Annotated in this window: 16 protein-coding genes and 2 tRNA genes; 2 read left to right on the top strand and 16 right to left on the bottom strand. The window is 54.6% G+C overall.

Annotated elements, in window-relative coordinates; genetic code table 11:
• Positions 1-88 precede the first annotated feature (88 nt).
• From nlpI to rlmE, 15 genes are all read right to left on the bottom strand, one after another.
• The gene (gene nlpI / locus VSX58_RS09345) at positions 89-973 is read right to left on the bottom strand and encodes a lipoprotein NlpI (protein WP_327614139.1); all 885 of its coding nucleotides are present in this window, start codon (positions 971-973) and stop codon (positions 89-91) included.
• A gap of 125 nt (positions 974-1,098) precedes the next feature.
• Positions 1,099-3,231: a polyribonucleotide nucleotidyltransferase gene (gene pnp, locus VSX58_RS09340; RefSeq protein ID WP_327617804.1), complete on the bottom strand. Its 2,133-nt coding sequence runs from the start codon at positions 3,229-3,231 to the stop codon at positions 1,099-1,101.
• A gap of 253 nt (positions 3,232-3,484) precedes the next feature.
• Positions 3,485-3,754 (bottom strand): 30S ribosomal protein S15, encoded by a 270-nt coding sequence (rpsO, locus tag VSX58_RS09335; RefSeq protein ID WP_327617803.1) that lies wholly within the window; start codon positions 3,752-3,754, stop codon positions 3,485-3,487.
• A gap of 122 nt (positions 3,755-3,876) precedes the next feature.
• On the bottom strand, positions 3,877-4,821 hold the full coding sequence (gene truB / locus VSX58_RS09330) for a tRNA pseudouridine(55) synthase TruB (protein ID WP_327617802.1): 945 nt from the start codon (positions 4,819-4,821) through the stop codon (positions 3,877-3,879).
• Positions 4,821-5,219, bottom strand: coding sequence for a 30S ribosome-binding factor RbfA (gene rbfA / locus VSX58_RS09325; protein ID WP_327614143.1), 399 nt, complete (start codon positions 5,217-5,219; stop codon positions 4,821-4,823). The genes truB and rbfA overlap by 1 nt, the downstream gene beginning before the upstream one ends.
• Before the next feature lie 73 nt (positions 5,220-5,292).
• Positions 5,293-7,998, bottom strand: coding sequence for a translation initiation factor IF-2 (infB, locus tag VSX58_RS09320; RefSeq protein WP_327617801.1), 2,706 nt, complete (start codon positions 7,996-7,998; stop codon positions 5,293-5,295).
• Between the two features lie 25 nt (positions 7,999-8,023).
• Positions 8,024-9,535: a transcription termination factor NusA gene (nusA, locus tag VSX58_RS09315; protein WP_327617800.1), complete on the bottom strand. Its 1,512-nt coding sequence runs from the start codon at positions 9,533-9,535 to the stop codon at positions 8,024-8,026.
• A gap of 21 nt (positions 9,536-9,556) precedes the next feature.
• Positions 9,557-10,009 carry a ribosome maturation factor RimP gene (gene rimP / locus VSX58_RS09310; RefSeq protein ID WP_327614146.1) on the bottom strand — a complete coding sequence of 151 codons (453 nt, stop codon included), beginning with the start codon at positions 10,007-10,009 and terminating at the stop codon, positions 9,557-9,559.
• 217 nt (positions 10,010-10,226) lie between these two features.
• Positions 10,227-10,303, bottom strand: a tRNA-Met gene (locus VSX58_RS09305).
• Between the two features lie 59 nt (positions 10,304-10,362).
• Positions 10,363-10,449: transfer RNA gene (locus VSX58_RS09300), tRNA-Leu, on the bottom strand.
• Between the two features lie 68 nt (positions 10,450-10,517).
• Positions 10,518-10,853: a preprotein translocase subunit SecG gene (secG, locus tag VSX58_RS09295; RefSeq protein ID WP_327614147.1), complete on the bottom strand. Its 336-nt coding sequence runs from the start codon at positions 10,851-10,853 to the stop codon at positions 10,518-10,520.
• A 357-nt stretch (positions 10,854-11,210) separates the two neighbouring features.
• Positions 11,211-12,545 (bottom strand): phosphoglucosamine mutase, encoded by a 1,335-nt coding sequence (gene glmM, locus VSX58_RS09290; RefSeq protein ID WP_327617799.1) that lies wholly within the window; start codon positions 12,543-12,545, stop codon positions 11,211-11,213.
• Positions 12,546-12,553: 8 nt separating this feature from the next.
• Complete coding sequence (folP, locus tag VSX58_RS09285; RefSeq protein ID WP_327617798.1) at positions 12,554-13,387, bottom strand: dihydropteroate synthase; 834 nt, start codon at positions 13,385-13,387, stop codon at positions 12,554-12,556.
• 120 nt (positions 13,388-13,507) lie between these two features.
• Positions 13,508-15,451: an ATP-dependent zinc metalloprotease FtsH gene (ftsH, locus tag VSX58_RS09280; protein WP_327614151.1), complete on the bottom strand. Its 1,944-nt coding sequence runs from the start codon at positions 15,449-15,451 to the stop codon at positions 13,508-13,510.
• 48 nt (positions 15,452-15,499) lie between these two features.
• Positions 15,500-16,129: a 23S rRNA (uridine(2552)-2'-O)-methyltransferase RlmE gene (gene rlmE, locus VSX58_RS09275; RefSeq protein ID WP_327614152.1), complete on the bottom strand. Its 630-nt coding sequence runs from the start codon at positions 16,127-16,129 to the stop codon at positions 15,500-15,502.
• A gap of 142 nt (positions 16,130-16,271) precedes the next feature.
• Between rlmE and yhbY the strand changes: the two genes are divergently transcribed.
• Positions 16,272-16,565 carry a ribosome assembly RNA-binding protein YhbY gene (gene yhbY, locus VSX58_RS09270; protein WP_327617797.1) on the top strand — a complete coding sequence of 98 codons (294 nt, stop codon included), beginning with the start codon at positions 16,272-16,274 and terminating at the stop codon, positions 16,563-16,565.
• Positions 16,566-16,692: 127 nt separating this feature from the next.
• Here yhbY and greA read toward each other — a convergent pair whose 3' ends face one another.
• A complete protein-coding gene (gene greA, locus VSX58_RS09265; RefSeq protein WP_327614154.1) occupies positions 16,693-17,169 on the bottom strand; it encodes a transcription elongation factor GreA in 477 nt (158 codons plus the stop codon).
• A gap of 274 nt (positions 17,170-17,443) precedes the next feature.
• Here greA and dacB point away from each other — a divergent pair, with 274 nt between their 5' ends.
• Positions 17,444-18,877, top strand: coding sequence for a serine-type D-Ala-D-Ala carboxypeptidase (dacB, locus tag VSX58_RS09260; protein ID WP_327617796.1), 1,434 nt, complete (start codon positions 17,444-17,446; stop codon positions 18,875-18,877).
• Positions 18,878-18,974: the final 97 nt, after the last annotated feature.

The raw sequence follows: 18,974 nt of genomic DNA, 5'->3' as shown, positions 1-18,974 counted from the left end.
GCTCATATTGGATTAAAAAGCGAACAAAAAAGCCCTCACCCGCGAAGGCGATAACCGTAGTTTTAGGGCTGATAGAGTTGTTCGTCAGCTATTGCTGGTCCGATCCTGATAGGTCGTCTTGCTCTTGGCCTAATAGCGCCAATTCCAACAATGCATAGCGGTGCTCAACAAAATTATGAACATTGTTGGCAACCGTCAGCTTGAACAGCGCCAAAGCGGTGTTCTTGTCCCCCAGACTTAGGTAGTGCTTACCTAAATAGAAGTCAGTTTCACTGAGATGCTCAGCGAGCGAAGTGTTATCCGTAGCCTCTTCCTGCAAACGGGTCATCAGCACTTTTTCACTGATACCGTCCAGGTAGAATTCGACAATATTCCATCCCCATGGCCCTTTTTGCGCCCCGTCATAGCGTTTCTGCAACGCTACTTTGGCCGTCTCCGGATTGATTTCTCGCTCCGCAAGATACAGCCACAACGAACGGAAAGGATCATTGGGATCGTCTCGATAAAACGCCAGCAGATCATCCTGCGCTAACAGGTAACGACCGCCATAGTACAAAGCGATGCCCCGGTTTAAACGCGCGTAATTGTAAGTTGGATCAAGCTCTAGTACAGAATCAAACGCTTCATAGGCAGCATCAAAATTGCCTGCCTGCGTTAAATAAATACCCAGATAGTTAAAAACTTCCGGCATATCGGGGCGGATCGTCAACGCCTGTGAAAAATCATTCCGCGCTAGCGCCCGCAACCCTAAACTATCATACAGCACTCCGCGCTCATATAATAGCTGTGCTCGTTCATCATCGGTCAATGCCCGGCTGGCAAGAATTTGTTCCATGCGCGCCAGAATAACTTCCTGCTGTAAAGTAGGCTGTAATGGAATTGCCAATACTGCGTCTTTACGCCAATTCGTGTTGCTGCATCCTGCCAGCATAAGAGCTGTCGCAACATAACACCAGCGCAAGAAAGGCTTCATTTCCCACTCCCGAAGACAAACATTGGATGAACATCCTGTCCCGGTTTGCTCAACATAAGGACGTCCGCTCCTTACGATCGCAGCTCCTTACCTTGGGTAAGGAGCCGCACTACTGTCGTTAACAGTTATTCTCCCTCAGAAGGCGCTGCCGCGGCTTCCTGAGGTTGAGCATTGGCTTCTTTAATGCTTAGGCGCACGCGGCCCTGGCGGTCGACTTCCAGTACCTTGACCGGAACTTCCTGACCCATTTGCAGGTAATCGGTCACTTTCTCTACTCGCTTATCGGCGATTTGAGAAATATGCACCAGACCTTCCTTACCGCCGCCGATGGCGACGAAAGCGCCGAAATCGACGATGCGCGTCACTTTACCCTGATAGATTCGGCCGACTTCGATTTCAGCCGTAATCTCTTCGATACGGCGAATCGCGTGCTTGGCTTTCTCACCATCGGTTGAAGCGATCTTAACCGTACCGTCGTCTTCGATCTCGATGGTGGTGCCGGTTTCTTCGGTCAGCGCGCGGATAACCGAGCCGCCTTTACCGATAACGTCTTTAATCTTATCCGTGCTGATCTTAATGGTGTGGATACGCGGCGCGAATTCGGAAATATCGCCGCGCGGCGTGCTGATCGCCTGTTCCATCACGCCCAGGATGTGCAGACGCGCGCCTTTGGCCTGGTTCAGAGCAACCTGCATGATTTCGCGGGTGATGCCTTCGATTTTGATATCCATCTGCAACGCGGTGATGCCTTCGCGGCTGCCGGCGACTTTAAAGTCCATATCGCCCAGATGGTCTTCATCGCCCAGAATATCGGACAGCACGACAAAGTTCTCGCCCTCTTTCACCAACCCCATCGCAATGCCTGCGACAGCGGCTTTAATCGGCACGCCGGCATCCATCAGCGCCAGAGACGCGCCGCACACGGAAGCCATAGAGGAAGAACCGTTGGACTCCGTAATCTCGGAAACCACACGCACGGTGTAAGGGAACTCATTGGCTTTCGGCATCACGGCCAGCACGCCGCGTTTCGCCAGACGGCCATGGCCGATTTCACGGCGCTTCGGCGAGCCAACCATACCGGTTTCCCCAACGGAGTACGGAGGGAAGTTATAGTGCAGCAGGAAGCGATCGGTACGTTCGCCGGTCAGCTCGTCAATGGTCTGCGCATCGCGCTCCGTCCCCAGGGTCGCGGTAACCAGCGCCTGGGTTTCGCCACGGGTGAACAGCGCGGAGCCATGCGTACGCGGCAGCACGCCGGTGCGCACATCCAGGCCGCGGATCATGTCTTTTTCACGTCCGTCGATACGCGGTTCGCCGCGCAGCACGCGGCTACGCACCACATTTTTCTCGATGGCGTGCAGGATTTCGCCCAGCTCGCTTTCATCCAGCGGCTCGTTTTCCGGCTGTTCGGCCTGCAGGGCGGCGATCGCCTCCGCTTTGATCGCGTCGATCTGCGCGTAACGTTCCTGTTTGTCGGTAATACGATACGCATCGCTAAGGCGAGACTCGGCAAAGGCCGCCACGCGCGCGTTCAGCGCGTCGTTCGCCAACTCCGGCTGCCAGTCCCAGCGCGGTTTCCCCGCTTCCTTCACCAGCTCATTGATGTTCTGAATAACCACCTGCTGCTGCTCATGGCCGAACACCACGGCGCCCAGCATCTGATCTTCGCTTAACAGATCGGCTTCGGATTCAACCATCAGCACCGCGCCTTCAGTGCCGGCGACCACCAGATCCAGACGACTCTCTTTCAGCTCATCCGTGGTCGGGTTCAGCACGTACCGATCGTTCAGGTAGCCGACGCGCGCCGCGCCGATCGGGCCGTTGAACGGAATGCCGGACAGGCTCAGCGCGGCGGACGCGCCAATCATGGCGACGATATCGGGGTTTACCTGCGGGTTAACGGAAACCACGGTGGCGATAACCTGAACTTCATTCAGGAAACCATCGGGGAACAGCGGACGAATCGGGCGGTCGATCAGACGCGCGATCAGCGTTTCACCTTCGCTCGGACGGCCTTCGCGACGGAAGAAGCCGCCGGGAATTCGCCCCGCAGCGTAAGTACGCTCTTGATAGTTAACGGTTAACGGGAAGAAATCCTGACCCGGTTTAGCTTTTTTAGCGCCGACCACGGTCACGAATACTGCGGTATCATCCATGCTGACCATAACGGCGGCGGTAGCCTGGCGAGCCATCATACCGGTTTCTAACGTGACGGTATGCTGCCCGTATTGAAATTTACGAACGATCGGATTGAGCAAAATAATATCCTTAACTTGGGCGCATCATACCTGTTCAAGATAGACGCGCCGGTGAACTCCCGATCTTTGCATCACATCCTCGCGACTAATGACAACCTTTATTCCGCCCATGCAGATAAAGCCTCTCATTAGCCGCGCGAACCTCTGCAATGAAAGATCATAATTAAAACAACAACTACATTACTCTGTTTTACTCACGCTTCCTAGAAGAAAGGGGCCTGCAAAGGCCCCTTCCCACTGAAACTCAGAAAGCTTAGCGACGCAGACCCAGACGTTCAATCAGGGTGGTATAACGCGCTACATCTTTACGCTTCAGGTAGTCCAGCAGCTTACGACGCTGAGAAACCATACGCAGCAGACCACGACGGCTGTGGTGATCTTTTTTGTGCTCGGCAAAGTGACCTTGCAGGTGGTTGATCTGCGCAGTCAGCAAAGCAACCTGAACTTCGGTAGAACCGCTGTCGTTAGCGCCGCGACCGAACTCTGCAACGATTTTAGCTTTAGCTTCAACACTTAGAGACATAGTCATACTCCAAACATTATAGATAAAAAAACAGGCGCCGATCTCTAATTCAGCCACCCAATAGTCAAGCCGCGCTATTCTACTCTTAGCCTCACCCGATAGCAAGGCGCCAACAGGCCGACTTACTCCTGAAACTCGACGACCAAACGGCGGGGAGCCACGCGTCCTTCGTCGTCGATCTCGCCCATGCCGATGAACTTACGCGCATCGCCTTCGGTAATCCGCACCATGCCGTGCGCCGGCGCGCCGGAGGCCTGAACCGCCTGCCCCAACTTCAGATAGCCGGCGGTAACAGGGGTCAGATTGACTTCGGGAAAGCCCATGGCCGGGCTCTCCATCGGCATTAACAAAGGATCGAGACTCAGCGCCGGCGAGCGCGCCTCGGCCTGCGCCTGTTCCAGCAATGCGTTCAGCTGGTCCAGCGTCACCATCCGTTGCGCCGGATAGGTCGCAACCTGCAGGCGGCGCAGATAAATCACGTGCGCGCCGCAGCCGAGCCGTTCGCCTAAATCATCAATAATGGTGCGGATATAGGTGCCTTTCGAACAGTGAATCTCCAGTTCAAGCTCATCGCCCTCGCAGCGGATAAACAGCAGTTCATAAACGGTAATATCGCGCGCTTCTCGTGGAACGACCTGCCCTTGACGCGCATATTCGTAGAGCGGACGACCTTGATACTTCAGCGCCGAGTACATCGAGGGAACCTGTTTCGTCGCGCCGCGAAAAGCGTCCAGCGCCGCGTCCAGCTCAGCGGAAGAAAAAGCGATCGGACGCGTTTCAATCACATTACCATCGGCATCTGAGGTATCCGTCCGTTGCCCAAGACGGGCAATAACGCGATATCGTTTATCAGAATCCAGCAGGTAGCGCGAAAACTTTGTCGCTTCGCCCAGGCAAATGGGCAACATCCCCGTCGCCAGCGGATCCAAGGCTCCCGTATGGCCGGCTTTATTGGCGTTGAAAATCCGTTTTACTTTCTGCAAAACATCATTGGAGGACATGCCCTGCGGTTTATCCAATAGCAATACGCCGTGCACATCACGGCCGCGGCGGCGAGGACGGCTCATTAATCCTCCCGATCTTCGCCCGTCGCCGAACGACGCTCGGCGTCATGTCTGACAACGTTCGTGACCAGATTGGACATACGCATCCCTTCCACCAGCGAATTATCGTAGGAAAACGTCAGTTCCGGCACCACGCGCAGACGCATCGCCTTACCCAGCAGCATGCGGATAAAACCCGAGGCGTCTTGCAGCGCCTTAACCGCCGCTTTCACCTGCTCCGGTTCGTTGTCATTCAGAAACGTCACGAACACTTTGGCGTAAGCCAGATCGCGTGAAACCTCAACGCCGGATACGGTGGCCATGCCGATCCGCGGATCTTTCACTTCCCGTTGAATAATAATGGCGATTTCTTTTTGCATTTCCTGCGCTACGCGCTGGGTGCGGCTGAACTCTTTTGCCATGTTGAATCCTCAAGTAAAAATCGGGGGGCGCAAGGCCCCCCATGAATAACTTATCGCATCGCTTAACGCCGATTTAGGCAATCGTACGTTTGATCTCAATCGTTTCAAAAACTTCGATCACGTCGCCGGCACGGACATCGTTGTAGTTCTTAACGCCGATACCGCACTCCATACCGCTGCGAACTTCGTTGACGTCATCTTTGAAGCGACGCAGGGACTCGAGCTCGCCTTCATAGATGACCACGTTTTCACGCAGTACGCGAATCTTGTTGTGACGCTTAACCACGCCTTCCGTCACCATACAGCCGGCGATGGCGCCGAACTTCGGCGATTTGAATACATCGCGAACTTCGGCCAGGCCGATGATTTCCTGTTTGTATTCCGGCGCCAGCATGCCGCTCATGGCCTGCTTAACTTCATCAATCAGGTCATAGATAACCGAATAGTAGCGCAGATCCAGATTTTCAGACTCAACGATACGACGCGCTGACGCATCGGCGCGGACGTTAAAGCCAAGAATAATCGCATTCGACGCGGCCGCCAGCGTGGCGTCCGTTTCGGTGATGCCGCCCACGCCGGAGCCGACGATTTTCACCTTCACTTCTTCGGTGGACAATTTCTCCAACGCATCGGAAATCGCTTCGCAAGAGCCCTGAACGTCAGACTTAAGCACGATATTCAGCTCGGAAACTTCGCCTTCGGTCATGTTGGCGAACATATTCTCCAGCTTGGACTTCTGCTGACGGGCCAGCTTGACTTCGCGGAATTTGCCCTGACGATACAGCGCCACTTCACGCGCCTTTTTCTCGTCACGGACCACGGTCGCTTCGTCGCCTGCCGCCGGCACGCCGGACAGCCCGAGGATTTCCACCGGAATGGACGGACCGGCCGCGGTAATTTCACGTCCCAGTTCGTCACGCATTGCGCGAACGCGTCCGTATTCAAAACCGCACAGCACGATATCGCCTTTGTTCAGGGTGCCTTCGCGCACCAGAACGGTCGCGACCGGGCCGCGGCCTTTATCCAGGAAGGATTCGATCACCACGCCGCTGGCCATACCGCTGCGGATCGCCTTCAGCTCCAGCACTTCGGCTTGCAGCAGGATGGCGTCCAGCAGTTCGTCGATGCCGGTGCCCGCCTTGGCGGATACGTGTACGAACTGAGATTCGCCGCCCCACTCTTCCGGCATGATGCCGTACTGGGACAGTTCGGTTTTCACACGGTCGGGATCGGCTTCCGGCTTATCGATTTTGTTCACCGCGACGACAACCGGCACATGCGCCGCTTTGGCGTGCTGGATGGCCTCGATGGTCTGCGGCATTACGCCATCATCCGCAGCGACAACCAGCACCACGATATCCGTCGCCTGGGCGCCGCGCGCGCGCATCGCGGTAAACGCGGCGTGTCCGGGCGTATCCAGGAACGTGATCATGCCGTTGTCGGTTTCAACGTGATAAGCGCCGATATGCTGCGTGATGCCGCCGGCTTCGCCCGCGGCGACTTTGGTTGAACGGATGTAGTCCAGCAGCGAGGTTTTACCATGGTCGACATGGCCCATGATGGTGACTACCGGCGCGCGGGACTCAGCGGCGGCCCCGGTGTCGCGGTCGCTCATTACCGCCTCTTCAAGTTCATTCTCACGGCGAAGAATAACTTTATGGCCCATCTCCTCGGCAACCAACTGCGCGGTTTCCTGGTCAATAACCTGGTTAATCGTGGCCATGGCGCCCATCTTCATCATGGCTTTGATAACCTGGGAGCCTTTCACCGCCATTTTATTCGCCAACTCGGCGACGGTAACCGTTTCACCGATGATGACATCACGGTTAACGGCCTGAACCGGCTTGTTGAATCCCTGTTGCAACGAACTGGGTTTGCGTTTTCCTTTGCCGCCGCGGGTAACGGCGCGGGCCTCTTCGCGATCGGCTTTGGATTCGGACAGACGGTTGCCTTTTTTCTGCTTGGTCACTTTACCGCGGCCGCGGCTGCGGCGTTCGCCTTCAACCTGACGATCGTTTTCATCTTCCGCCTCGCGGGCATGATGCGAAGTGGTCACATGATAATCGGCAGACTCTTCAGGCTTGGCGCTTTCAGCTTCCCAGCGTCCGGCGTTCTCTTCCGCCATGCGACGGGCTTCTTCAGCCATGCGCCGCGCTTCTTCTTCAACCTTGAGGCGAGCGGCTTCTTCGGCTTTACGCTTAAGCTCGGCGGCTTCGGCTTCACGTCGGGCTTTTTCAGCCTGAGCAGGCTTGGTTATATTATCGTTTTGTTGATTAATCACTTTTTCTTTTTCCGCTACATCACGCTTAGCTTTTTCGGCGGCTTCACGTTTGGCTTGCTCTTCAGCAGCGCGCTTTGCTTTCTCAGCGGCCTCACGCCTGGCTTTTTCTTCCGCCTCGCGTTTGGCTTGCTCTTCAGCAGCGCGTTGTGCCTGTTCTTCCGCTTCACGCCGTGCCAGCTCTTCCTCTTCCGCTTTTTGAGCTTCGAGAGGATCGCGTTTTACATAAGTGCGTTTCTTGCGGACTTCAATCTGCACCGACTTACTTTTTCCGCCGGTGCTCGGAATATTTAACGTGCTACGCGTTTTACGCTGCAGTGTCAATTTACCTGGCGCATTTCCACGATCCCGGTTCAAGTGCGCCAATAATGTTTCTTTTTCATGCTGGGTCACAGAATCCGATGCAGACTTGGTAATTCCCGCATCAGCAAACTGCTGTATCAGGCGGTCAACCGAAGTCTGAATCTCTGTGGCCAGCGATTTTACGGTTACATCTGTCATGCTGTTCCTTTCCTGCTACAGTTCGTTATTCGTTTTCGTCGCCAAACCAACAGATATTACGGGCGGCCATAATCAGCTCGCCGGCTTTTTCGTCATTAAGCTCTTCAATATCCGTCAGGTCGTCGACGCCCTGCTCAGCAAGATCTTCCAGCGTGCAAATGCCGCGCGCGGCCAGCTTAAACGCCAATTCACGCGACAGGCCAGGTAAACTGAGCAAATCGTCTGCGGGTTGGCCGTCGCCGCGACTTTCTTCATCCGCCAACGCCAGCGTCGTTAACGCGGCCTTGGCTCGCTCACGCAATACCTCAACGGTCTCTTCGTCCAGCCCTTCGATTGCCAGCAGCTCTTTGATCGGCACATACGCCAGCTCTTCAAGCGAGGAGAAGCCTTCTTCAACCAGCACGGTGGCGAACTCTTCGTCGATATCCAGATGCTTGGTGAAGACATCAATCGCGGCATGCGCTTCAGCCTGATGCTTGGCCTGAAGATCTTCCACGGTCATAACGTTCAGTTCCCAACGATCGTCCGAACGATGCTGTTTCAACAGTTGGGAAGCCAGACGCACGTTCTGGCCGTTGCGGCCAATCGCCTGAGCCAGGTTGCTGGACTCCACGGCGATATCCATCGTACAGGTATCTTCGTCGACCACGATGGAAACGACATCGGCCGGGGCCATGGCGTTGATAACAAACTGGGCGGGATTATCATCCCACAGAATAATATCAATGCGCTCGCCGCCAAGCTCGCTGGAGACGGCCTGAACGCGCGCGCCGCGCATGCCTACGCAAGCGCCGACCGGGTCAATGCGTTTGTCGTTGGTTTTCACCGCGATTTTCGCACGGGAGCCGGGATCGCGGGCCGCAGCCTTGATCTCGATAACTTCTTCGCCGATTTCCGGAACTTCGATACGGAAGAGTTCGACCAGCATTTCCGGGCGGGAACGGCTGACAAACAGCTGAGCGCCGCGGGCTTCAGGGCGAACGGCGTACAGCACGCCGCGAATGCGATCGCCGGGGCGGAAGTTTTCCCGAGGCAGCATATCTTCACGACCGATAACCGCTTCCGCGTTATTACCTAAATCCAGAGAGATGTTATCACGGTTAACTTTCTTCACGACGCCGGTGACAATCTCGCCTTCCTGTTCGCGGAACTGATCGACGACCATGGCGCGTTCGGCTTCGCGCACTTTCTGTACGATAACCTGTTTTGCGGTTTGCGTGGTAATACGGTCAAAGGTGACGGATTCGATCTGATCTTCGACGTAATCACCGATGCCGAGAGCGGGATCTTCAAACTGCGCCGCTTCCAGGGTAATTTCACGCGTTGGCTGGGTAACTTCCTCGACCACCAGCCAGCGGCGGAAGGTATCGAAATCGCCGGTTTTACGATCGATACTGACGCGAACATCGATTTCCTGTTCGTATTTTTTCTTCGTTGCTGTCGCCAGTGCGGTTTCCAACGCCTCGAAAATCTTTTCACGCGGGACGGCTTTTTCGTTGGAAACAGCTTCAACAACAGCCAGAATCTCTTTATTCATCCTAGTTGCCTCATCCAAACTTTAAAAGTGGGGTACCAGGTTCGCTTTCTGGATGTTGCTCAGCGCGAACACTTCGTCTTTGCCTTCCACTGTTATGGTGATCATCTCGCCGTCAACGGCCTTAATAACCCCTAACCATTTGCGGCGATTCTGGACTGCCATACGCAGCACCACCGTCACCTCTTCACCGATGAAACGGACATAATGTTCCGCCGTGAACAAAGGACGCTCAAGCCCCGGAGATGATACTTCCAGGTTGTAGGCGACGGTGATGGGATCTTCAACATCCAACACGGCGCTGACCTGGTGACTGACATCAGCACAATCATCAACAGTGATCCCATCTTCACTATCAATATAGATACGCAGCGTCGATTGGCGACCACGGATGAACTCAATGCCAACCAGCTCATAGCCTAATGCTTCGACTGGTGCTGAAATCATCGCTGTTAATTTTTGCTCTAACGTGGACAAGCCCACCCCCAAGACATAAAAAAAGGGCTTAATAGCCCAGTAATTCTGTTACCAAATAACAAAAAACCCCGATATATCGGGGCTTTATGCAACTGGACCCTATTACCGCTAAACAACGCGGCCTAACTTTCGGTTAAGGATTCTTTCAAAACGACTGCGGAAGCGATGAAAACTTAATGAACAGCCTATTTGAAAAAACGCTACCCGGAAAGTTAAGTGGTTGCGGGGGCCGGATTTGAACCGACGACCTTCGGGTTATGAGCCCGACGAGCTACCATGCTGCTCCACCCCGCGTCCGAAAACGTGGCAAATACTACGCTGACAACCGCCAAAAAGCAAGTTATCTATAGGATTGGTACCGAGGACGGGACTTGAACCCGTAAGCCCAATCGGGCACTACCACCTCAAGGTAGCGTGTCTACCAATTCCACCACCTCGGCATCACAATTACTGCTGCGCGACAACAGCGGCGGTCGCCGTCGTCGGTACTACTTAAAACTCAAAACGATTACTGCGGAATATCGCTCGCTGGCGCAGAAGGCGCGGCAGGCGTCGTGCTCTGCTCGACTTTTTCCGGCTGGCTCAGGTTATCCCATACGCCGCCGGCCTTACCGTGCCGAGTGCTCATATTGCCCAGCACCAGACTGATAATGAAAAACAGCGTCGCCAGTACCGCCGTCATGCGGGTCATGAAATTCCCGGAGCCGCTCGAACCGAACAAAGTGGCGGAAGCACCTGCTCCGAACGAGGCTCCCATATCAGCACCTTTACCTTGTTGCAGCATGATCAAGGCAACCAGCCCGATCGCTATCAACAGGAAAATGACTAACAGAGCTTCGTACATAGTTGTACCTGTAACCGTTTTCCCCATTATTTATGGGAATTTTAAATTCTTGCGGAAAAAACCGCGCGTAATCCGCTAAAGCGAATGAAAACATCATCCCTTATTAAGCGGGTCTGAATACTAACCAAAGGCTGTAGCGTACGCAAGGGTAATTTAACCGCCGTTGGCTGATTGAAGAAAAAAACAGCGTCTTTCGCGACATAATCGTCGTTGAACGCCTTATCTGCTTGATTGTTAAGGTTAGCCAGTGGCGAATCGAACCCGAATAAAAAACCGCGGCGGCGTTTCTCAGCCTCGCCGGCGACGAAGCGGAAGACGGCGGGCAGGGGAGCCCGCCCCGGCTAATGCCGGCCTGGTTTAAACCGCTTTGACCGCATCTGCGATGCGATTGGCCAGTTCGATAACCGTCGTTTCATTTTCACCTTCGACCATCACGCGGATCAGCGGCTCCGTGCCTGATTTGCGCAGCAATACCCGTCCCCGCCCCGTCAGCTCTTTCTCCACGTCGTGCGTTATCTGCTGAACCCGCGTGTCCTCAAGCGGATCGTTCTCGCCCGAGTAGCGAACATTCACCAGCACCTGAGGAAATAGCTTCATGCCGCTGCACAGATCGTGCAGACTCATGTGGTTTCTGATCATGGCAGTAAGCACTTGCAAACCGGCGATAACGCCGTCGCCCGTCGTTGTTTTATCCAGAAGAATAACATGACCGGAGTTTTCAGCGCCGATACGCCACCCCTTGGCCTGCATCATCTCCAGCACATAGCGATCGCCGACTTTAGCGCGGGCGAATGGAATGCCCAGCTGCTTCAGCGCCAGCTCCAGCCCCATATTGCTCATTAACGTTCCCACCGCGCCGCCGCGCAGCTGCCCCTGGCGTAGCCCCTCCCGAGCGATGATATACAGGATCTGATCGCCGTCGACTTTATTGCCAAGGTGATCCACCATAATCAATCGGTCGCCATCGCCGTCAAAAGCCAGCCCTACGTCGGCCTTTTCCGCCAGAACGCGCGCCTGCAACTGCCGGACATCCGTGGCGCCGCACTCTTCATTGATGTTCATGCCGTCCGGCTCGCAGCCAATAGCGATGACCTTCGCGCCCAGTTCGCGTAGCACGCTGGGGGCAATGTGGTAGGTTGCGCCATTCGCGCAATCAACCACGATTTTCAGGCCGTTCAGATTCAGCTCGCTCGGGAATGTCCCCTTGCAGAATTCGATATAACGTCCGGCGGCGTCAACGATGCGGCTGGCTTTACCCAGCTCCGCCGATTCAACGCAGGTCAGCGGCTTCTCAAGTTCCGTTTCGATCGCCTCTTCAACCTCATCTGGCAGTTTGGTGCCGTCGATGGAGAAGAATTTAATGCCGTTGTCGTAATAGGGATTGTGGGAGGCTGAGATAACGATACCGGCTTCCGCCCTGAAGGTGCGGGTCAGGTAGGCCACCGCCGGCGTCGGCATGGGGCCGGTAAACGAGGCGGACAATCCCGCCGCCGCCAGGCCGGCCTCCAGCGCAGACTCCAGCATATAACCGGAAATTCGGGTGTCCTTACCGATGATGATCTTACGGGAGCCGTGTCGCGACAGCACTTTTCCTGCCGCCCAGCCCAGCTTCAGCACAAAGTCGGGGGTAATCGGACTATCGCCCACTTTTCCCCGAACGCCATCGGTCCCAAAATACTTACGGTTACTCATAATAATTTTTATTCCTTTGCTGAAAGAGTCGCTTCAACTATGCGCATCGCATCTACCGTTTCCTTTACGTCATGGACACGAATAATTTGCGCGCCCTGCATCGCCGCAATCACTGCGCAGGCCACGCTGCCCTGCACCCGCTGCACCGGGGGAACCTTGAGCAGTTGTCCAATCATCGATTTCCTCGACATCCCCACCAGCAGAGGCAATCCGAAGCGATGCAATTCCCCCAGGCGGGCCAGAAGCTGGTAATTGTGGGTCAGATTCTTGCCAAATCCGAATCCGGGATCCAGCAACAAATTACTTTTCAGAATATTGCCGTTCACGCAGCGCGCGATCTGCCGCTGTAAAAAATCCCCCACCTCGCTCATCAAGTCATCATAGTGAGGGTTATGCTGCATGGTTTTTGGCAATCCCTGCATATGCATCAGGCACACCGGTAACCCGGTCGCCGCCGCGGCAGCCAAAGCGCCGGGTTCTTGCAATGAACGAATATCGTTAATTAAGTGAGCGCCCGCTTGCGCCGCAGCCGTTATCACTTCAGGCTTTGACGTATCGACAGAAATCCATACGTCAAAACGCCTCGCCAGCGCCTCGACGACGGGAATCACGCGCTCCAGCTCCTCCTGCACGCTAACCTCGTCGGCGCCGGGGCGGGTTGACTCTCCGCCAATATCAATCAGCGTCGCGCCGGCGGCGATCATATCCTGGGCATGAACCAGCGCCGCATCCAACGTATTGTGCCGGCCGCCGTCGGAGAATGAATCGGGAGTGACGTTGAGAATGCCCATAACGTTGGGGCGAGAAAGATCCAGGGTTGATCCTCTGGCGATCAATTGCATGCTTATCCCTCAAATCGTTGACTATATTAAAACCTATCCGGCTGATAATTAAGTAAAAACCCCGGACAAGTCCGGGGTTTGGCTTAACGACGGCTACCCTGTGATACAGCGTCGATCGATTTATTTCTCGCCTAACTGTTCAGACATCGTGCCGCCCGGGTTAGTCGTGCGCGGTTCATCAACCGGCGTCGGCGACTTCGGCGAACCGCCGCTGCCGGAGCTGCTGCCTGAACCAGGCTCTTCCCAGCCCGCGGGCGGACGCACATCTTTACGCGACATCAAATCATCGATTTGCGGCGCATCGATGGTTTCATATTTCATCAATGCATCCTTCATGGAATGCAGGATGTCCATATTCGCCATCAGTAACTCACGCGCGCGCTGGTAGTTACGTTCAATCAGAGATTTAACTTCTTGGTCGATGATTCTGGCGGTTTCATCGGACATATGTTTGGCCTTGGCGACGGAGCGCCCCAGGAAGACTTCGCCGTCTTCCTCCGCGTACAGCAGCGGACCGAGTTTTTCGGAGAAGCCCCACTGCGTGACCATGTTGCGGGCAATAGAGGTCGCGACCTTGATATCGTTCGACGCGCCGGTAGAAACCTTCTCCGCTCCGTAGATGATCTCTTCAGCCAGACGACCGCCGTACAGCGTGGAGATCTGACTTTCCAGCTTCTGACGGCTGGCGCTGATCGCATCGCCTTCCGGCAGGAAGAACGTCACGCCCAACGCGCGTCCGCGCGGAATAATCGTCACTTTATGCACCGGATCATGTTCCGGCACCAGCCGACCGATAATCGCATGACCCGCTTCATGGTAGGCCGTCGACTCTTTCTGCTGTTCCGTCATCACCATGGAGCGGCGCTCCGCCCCCATCATGATCTTGTCTTTCGCCTTTTCAAACTCAACCATGGAGACAACTCGTTTATTACCACGGGCGGCGAACAGGGCCGCTTCGTTGACCAGGTTGGCCAAATCGGCGCCGGAGAAGCCGGGCGTGCCGCGCGCGATAACGGACGCATCGATATCCGGAGACAGCGGCACGCGGCGCATATGCACTTTCAGAATCTGTTCACGGCCACGCACGTCCGGCAGGCCGACCACGACCTGACGGTCAAAACGGCCCGGACGCAGCAACGCCGGGTCAAGCACATCGGGACGGTTGGTGGCGGCGATCACAATAATGCCTTCATTGCCTTCGAAACCATCCATCTCGACCAGCATCTGGTTCAGCGTCTGTTCACGTTCGTCGTGGCCGCCGCCCAATCCGGCGCCGCGTTGACGGCCTACCGCATCGATTTCATCGATAAAGATGATACAAGGCGCGGCTTTCTTCGCCTGCTCGAACATGTCGCGAACGCGGGAAGCCCCTACACCGACAAACATTTCAACGAAGTCTGAACCGGAAATCGTAAAGAACGGAACTTTCGCTTCGCCGGCGATCGCTTTCGCCAACAGGGTTTTACCTGTCCCCGGCGGGCCGACCATCAGAATGCCTTTCGGTATCTTGCCGCCCAGCTTCTGGAATCGGCTGGGTTCACGCAGATACTCAACCAGTTCGCTGACTTCTTCCTTCGCTTCGTCGCAACCGGCGACATCGGCGAACGTCGTTTTGATCTGGTCTTCCGTCAGCATACGAGCCTTGCTCTTGCCAAAGGACATGGCGCCTTTACCGCCGCCGCCCTGCATTTGACGCATGAAGAAGATCCAGACGCCGATCAGTAGCAGCATCGGGAACCAGGAAATAAAGATCGAAGCCAGTAAACTCGGCTCTTCCGGCGGTTCACCAACGACTTTCACATTCTTCGTTAGCAGGTTATCCAGCAGCTTGGGATCGTTGACAGGAATATAAGTCGTGTATCTGTTGCTATCTTTTTTGATAACACTGATCTCACGCCCGTTGATACGTGCTTCACGGACCTGATCCTGATTCACTTCAGTTAAGAAGGTTGAATAATCCACCCTACGGCCATTCGACTCGCTGGGCCCAAAGCTCTGGAATACGGACATCAGCACGACTGCGATGACTAACCAGAGAATCAGGTTTTTCGCCATGTCACTCAAGGGATTAACCTCATTATTACAACTGTGTTAAAAAACAGCGTTAGGGTACTACAGTTTGCGCCCTGTCGCTACGATATACACTTCACGAGATCTGGAACGCGAAGCGTCTGGTTTACGAATTTTAACCTTCGTAAACAGGGAGCGAATTTCCCGCAGGTATTCATCAAAACCTTCTCCCTGAAACACTTTGACCAGGAAACTTCCGCCTGGCGCTAAAACATCCCGACACATACCAAGTGCTAATTCAACCAGATACATCGCTTTCGGAATATCAACTGCCGGTGTACCGCTCATGTTCGGGGCCATGTCAGACATCACCACCTGAACCTTGTTGTCCCCGACTCTTTCGAGAAGAGCGTTAAGGACTAATTCATCACGAAAATCCCCTTGCAGGAAATCGACACCGACAATAGGATCCATCGGCAGAATATCACATGCAATGATGCGACCCTTACCGCCAATCTGCGTCACAACGTACTGCGACCAGCCGCCGGGCGCCGCGCCTAAATCAACAACCGTCATGCCGGGTTTAAACAGTTTGTCGCTCTGCTGTATTTCATCAAGTTTAAACCAAGCTCGAGAGCGGAGCCCTTTTTTCTGCGCCTGTTGCACATATTTATCGCTAAAGTGTTCCTGCAACCAGCGACTGGAACTTGCAGAACGCTTTTTAGTGGCCATCTATTTCCCAACCATTCTGAATAAGGCGCTAGGGGTAAGTAGAGACGGCTCTCCGATCTCAATCCGCACAACCAAATTGGTTATAATCATGAGATGGCGGTAGAATGAACCGTTTTCAATCCCAACCTAAGCAAAAAAGACAATGAATCTAAGTAATAAACAAAAACAACACCTGAAAGGTCTGGCGCACCCGTTAAAACCGGTTGTCATGCTGGGCAATAACGGCCTCACCGAAGGTGTTCTGGCTGAGATCGAACAAGCATTAGAACATCACGAACTGATCAAAGTTAAGGTCGCCGCTGAAGAAAGAGAGACTAAGACTTTGATTATTGAAGCTATTATTCGTGAAACCGGGGCCAATAACGTTCAGGTTATCGGTCATACGCTGGTACTCTATCGTCCTTCGAAAGAAGGTAAAATAGTGTTACCACGATAGCATTTTTTATTTCAAGATACGCTGTTTTAACGGAAAGGTGCCATGCCTCTCTGTGAGAGAAAAGGCCGCAAGCGGCCTTTTTCTTTTCTTTACAAACTTTGTTGTTTTTATCATCAAGATAACGAAATTACAGGTATTCAACGCTGACGATTTCGTACTCTACGTCGCCGCCCGGCGTACGAATCACAACAATGTCGTCCTGTTCTTTACCGATAAGCCCGCGGGCGATCGGCGAGTTAACGGAGATCAGATTCTGCTTAAAGTCAGCCTCGTCATCGCCAACGATGCGATAAGTCTGCTCTTCTTCCGTGTCCAGATTGACGATCTTAACGGTTGCGCCAAAGATGACGCGCCCCGTCGCCGTCATTTTAGTCACGTCGATAATCTGCGCATTGGATAATTTGGCTTCTATATCCCGGATACGCCCTTCACAGAACCCCTGCTGCTCGCGCGCGGCGTGGTATTCCGCATTTTCTTTCAGATCGCCATGCTCGCGGGCTTCGGCGATCGCGGCAATGATTTCAGGCCGGCGAACGCCCTTTAAAAAATCCAGCTCTTCGCGTAATTTTTCAGCGCCGCGCAACGTCATCGGAAATTGTTTCATAATTGTCTATACCTCTAGAAAATCCGTACGCCTCAAATAATCGTCATCCATCCTGACGCGTTAACAATCAAATACGACGGAGTATCTACTTATATGCCAGTGCTTTCTGGCAATTAAACAAAAGTAACCAGCCCCGGAACAAAAATTTCCAGGCCGGAAGCGGTTTTGCATTTTGATACGTATTTTAACCCAGAGTTCCATAGGGATCATCGTTTACTTTAGGCCTTGTTGCGCCGTAGTATGACCGCACGTTACCCCGTTGTTAGCTGAGATTATGCGTTTTTCATCGATCATTCCCGGACTTGCCTGCGCTTTTGTTCTGCATGCGAATGCAGCAACTGTTGAAGATCACATTCAGTATTTGCCCGATGGCGCCAATCTGGCTCTGGTTGTGCAAAAAATTGGCGCGACTACCCCTACGTTAGCCTTTAACAGTCAACAGATGGCGCTGCCCGCCAGTACGCAAAAAGTGCTGACCGCGCTGGCGGCGCTCCTACAGCTAGGACCAGATTATCGTTTTGCGACCACGATGGAAAGCCATAGCCCGGTCACTAACGGCCAATTGCGGGGTAATCTGATCGTTCGCTTCAGCGGCGACCCGACGTTAAAGCGCCAGCAAATACGCAATATGGTGCAGGAATTAAAAAAACGCGGCATCCGGGAAATCGAGGGCGATGTGATGATCGACACCTCGGTCTTCGCCAGCCACGATAAAGCGCCCGGCTGGCCCTGGAACGACATGACGCAATGCTTCAGCGCGCCGCCGTCCGCGGCAATCGTCGACCGCAACTGCTTCTCCGTTTCGCTCTACAGCGCGCCTAAGGCCGGCGACAACGCATTCATCCGCGTGGCCTCTTACTACCCGGTGCAAATGTTCAGCGAGGTGCGCACCCTGGCCAAAGGCTCCCCCGAGGCGCAATATTGCGAGCTGGATGTGGTACCCGGAGAGCTGAATCGATTTACGCTCACCGGCTGCCTGACGCAGCGGCAAGACCCGCTCCCGCTGGCCTTCGCCATTCAGGATGGCGCCAGCTATGCCGGCGCGATTGTCAAAGACGAACTGCTGCAGGCCGAAATTAGAATAAAAGGCAGCCTGCGCCGGCAGACTCAGCCCGGCCCGGCCGGCAGCGTACTGGCACAGACCCAGTCCGCGCCGCTGCACGACCTGTTGACCATTATGTTGAAAAAGTCCGACAACATGATCGCCGATACCGTTTTCCGCACCATCGGCCACGAACGGTTCAATGTTCCCGGTACATGGCGGGCCGGCGCCGATGCGGTGCGTCAAATTTTACGCCAGAAAGCCGGGGTGGACTTAGGCAACAGCATTGTGGTTGACGGCTCCGGCCTGTCGAGACACAACCTGATATCGCCGGCCACCATGATGCAGGCGTTGCAGTATATCGCCCAGCATGATAACGAGCTGAATTATATTGAGATGCTGCCGCTTGCCGGCTATGACGGCACCCTACGCTATCGCGGCGGATTACATGAAGCGGGCGTAGACGGTAAGGTTTCGGCGAAAACCGGCGCCCTGCAAGGGGTGTACAACCTGGCGGGATTCATCACCACGGCCAGCGGTCAGAAAATGGCCTTCGTCCAGTACCTTTCCGGTTATGCGGTGCCGCCGGAAGACCAACGCGCGCGGCGGGTTCCGCTGGTGCGGTTTGAAAGCCGCTTATACAAAGATATCTATCAGAGTAATTAAACGGATACGGGGCGCGATCGCGCCCCGTATCGCCAGTCTCAGGATGGCCTGCCTCGGGCATTTATCCGTCAATATCCCGAAGCAACCGGCAAGGGCC

Source organism: Brenneria populi, assembly GCF_036016195.1.
In the GTDB taxonomy this organism is placed as follows: Bacteria; Pseudomonadota; Gammaproteobacteria; order Enterobacterales; family Enterobacteriaceae; genus Brenneria; species Brenneria populi.
This window is presented reverse-complemented; position numbering and strand designations above follow the sequence as displayed.

What these genes read in the sequence shown, in the direction of transcription:
- infB (WP_327617801.1), bottom strand. Translation starts at nt 7,998, where the DNA reads ATGACAGATGTAACCGTAAAATCGCTGGCCACAGAGATTCAGACTTCG.
- glmM (WP_327617799.1), bottom strand. Translation starts at nt 12,545, where the DNA reads ATGAGTAACCGTAAGTATTTTGGGACCGATGGCGTTCGGGGAAAAGTG.
- yhbY (WP_327617797.1), top strand. Translation starts at nt 16,272, where the DNA reads ATGAATCTAAGTAATAAACAAAAACAACACCTGAAAGGTCTGGCGCAC.
- secG (WP_327614147.1), bottom strand. Translation starts at nt 10,853, where the DNA reads ATGTACGAAGCTCTGTTAGTCATTTTCCTGTTGATAGCGATCGGGCTG.
- dacB (WP_327617796.1), top strand. Translation starts at nt 17,444, where the DNA reads ATGCGTTTTTCATCGATCATTCCCGGACTTGCCTGCGCTTTTGTTCTG.
- rpsO (WP_327617803.1), bottom strand. Translation starts at nt 3,754, where the DNA reads ATGTCTCTAAGTGTTGAAGCTAAAGCTAAAATCGTTGCAGAGTTCGGT.
- rbfA (WP_327614143.1), bottom strand. Translation starts at nt 5,219, where the DNA reads ATGGCAAAAGAGTTCAGCCGCACCCAGCGCGTAGCGCAGGAAATGCAA.
- nlpI (WP_327614139.1), bottom strand. Translation starts at nt 973, where the DNA reads ATGAAGCCTTTCTTGCGCTGGTGTTATGTTGCGACAGCTCTTATGCTG.
- greA (WP_327614154.1), bottom strand. Translation starts at nt 17,169, where the DNA reads ATGAAACAATTTCCGATGACGTTGCGCGGCGCTGAAAAATTACGCGAA.
- rlmE (WP_327614152.1), bottom strand. Translation starts at nt 16,129, where the DNA reads ATGGCCACTAAAAAGCGTTCTGCAAGTTCCAGTCGCTGGTTGCAGGAA.
- folP (WP_327617798.1), bottom strand. Translation starts at nt 13,387, where the DNA reads ATGCAATTGATCGCCAGAGGATCAACCCTGGATCTTTCTCGCCCCAAC.
- nusA (WP_327617800.1), bottom strand. Translation starts at nt 9,535, where the DNA reads ATGAATAAAGAGATTCTGGCTGTTGTTGAAGCTGTTTCCAACGAAAAA.
- truB (WP_327617802.1), bottom strand. Translation starts at nt 4,821, where the DNA reads ATGAGCCGTCCTCGCCGCCGCGGCCGTGATGTGCACGGCGTATTGCTA.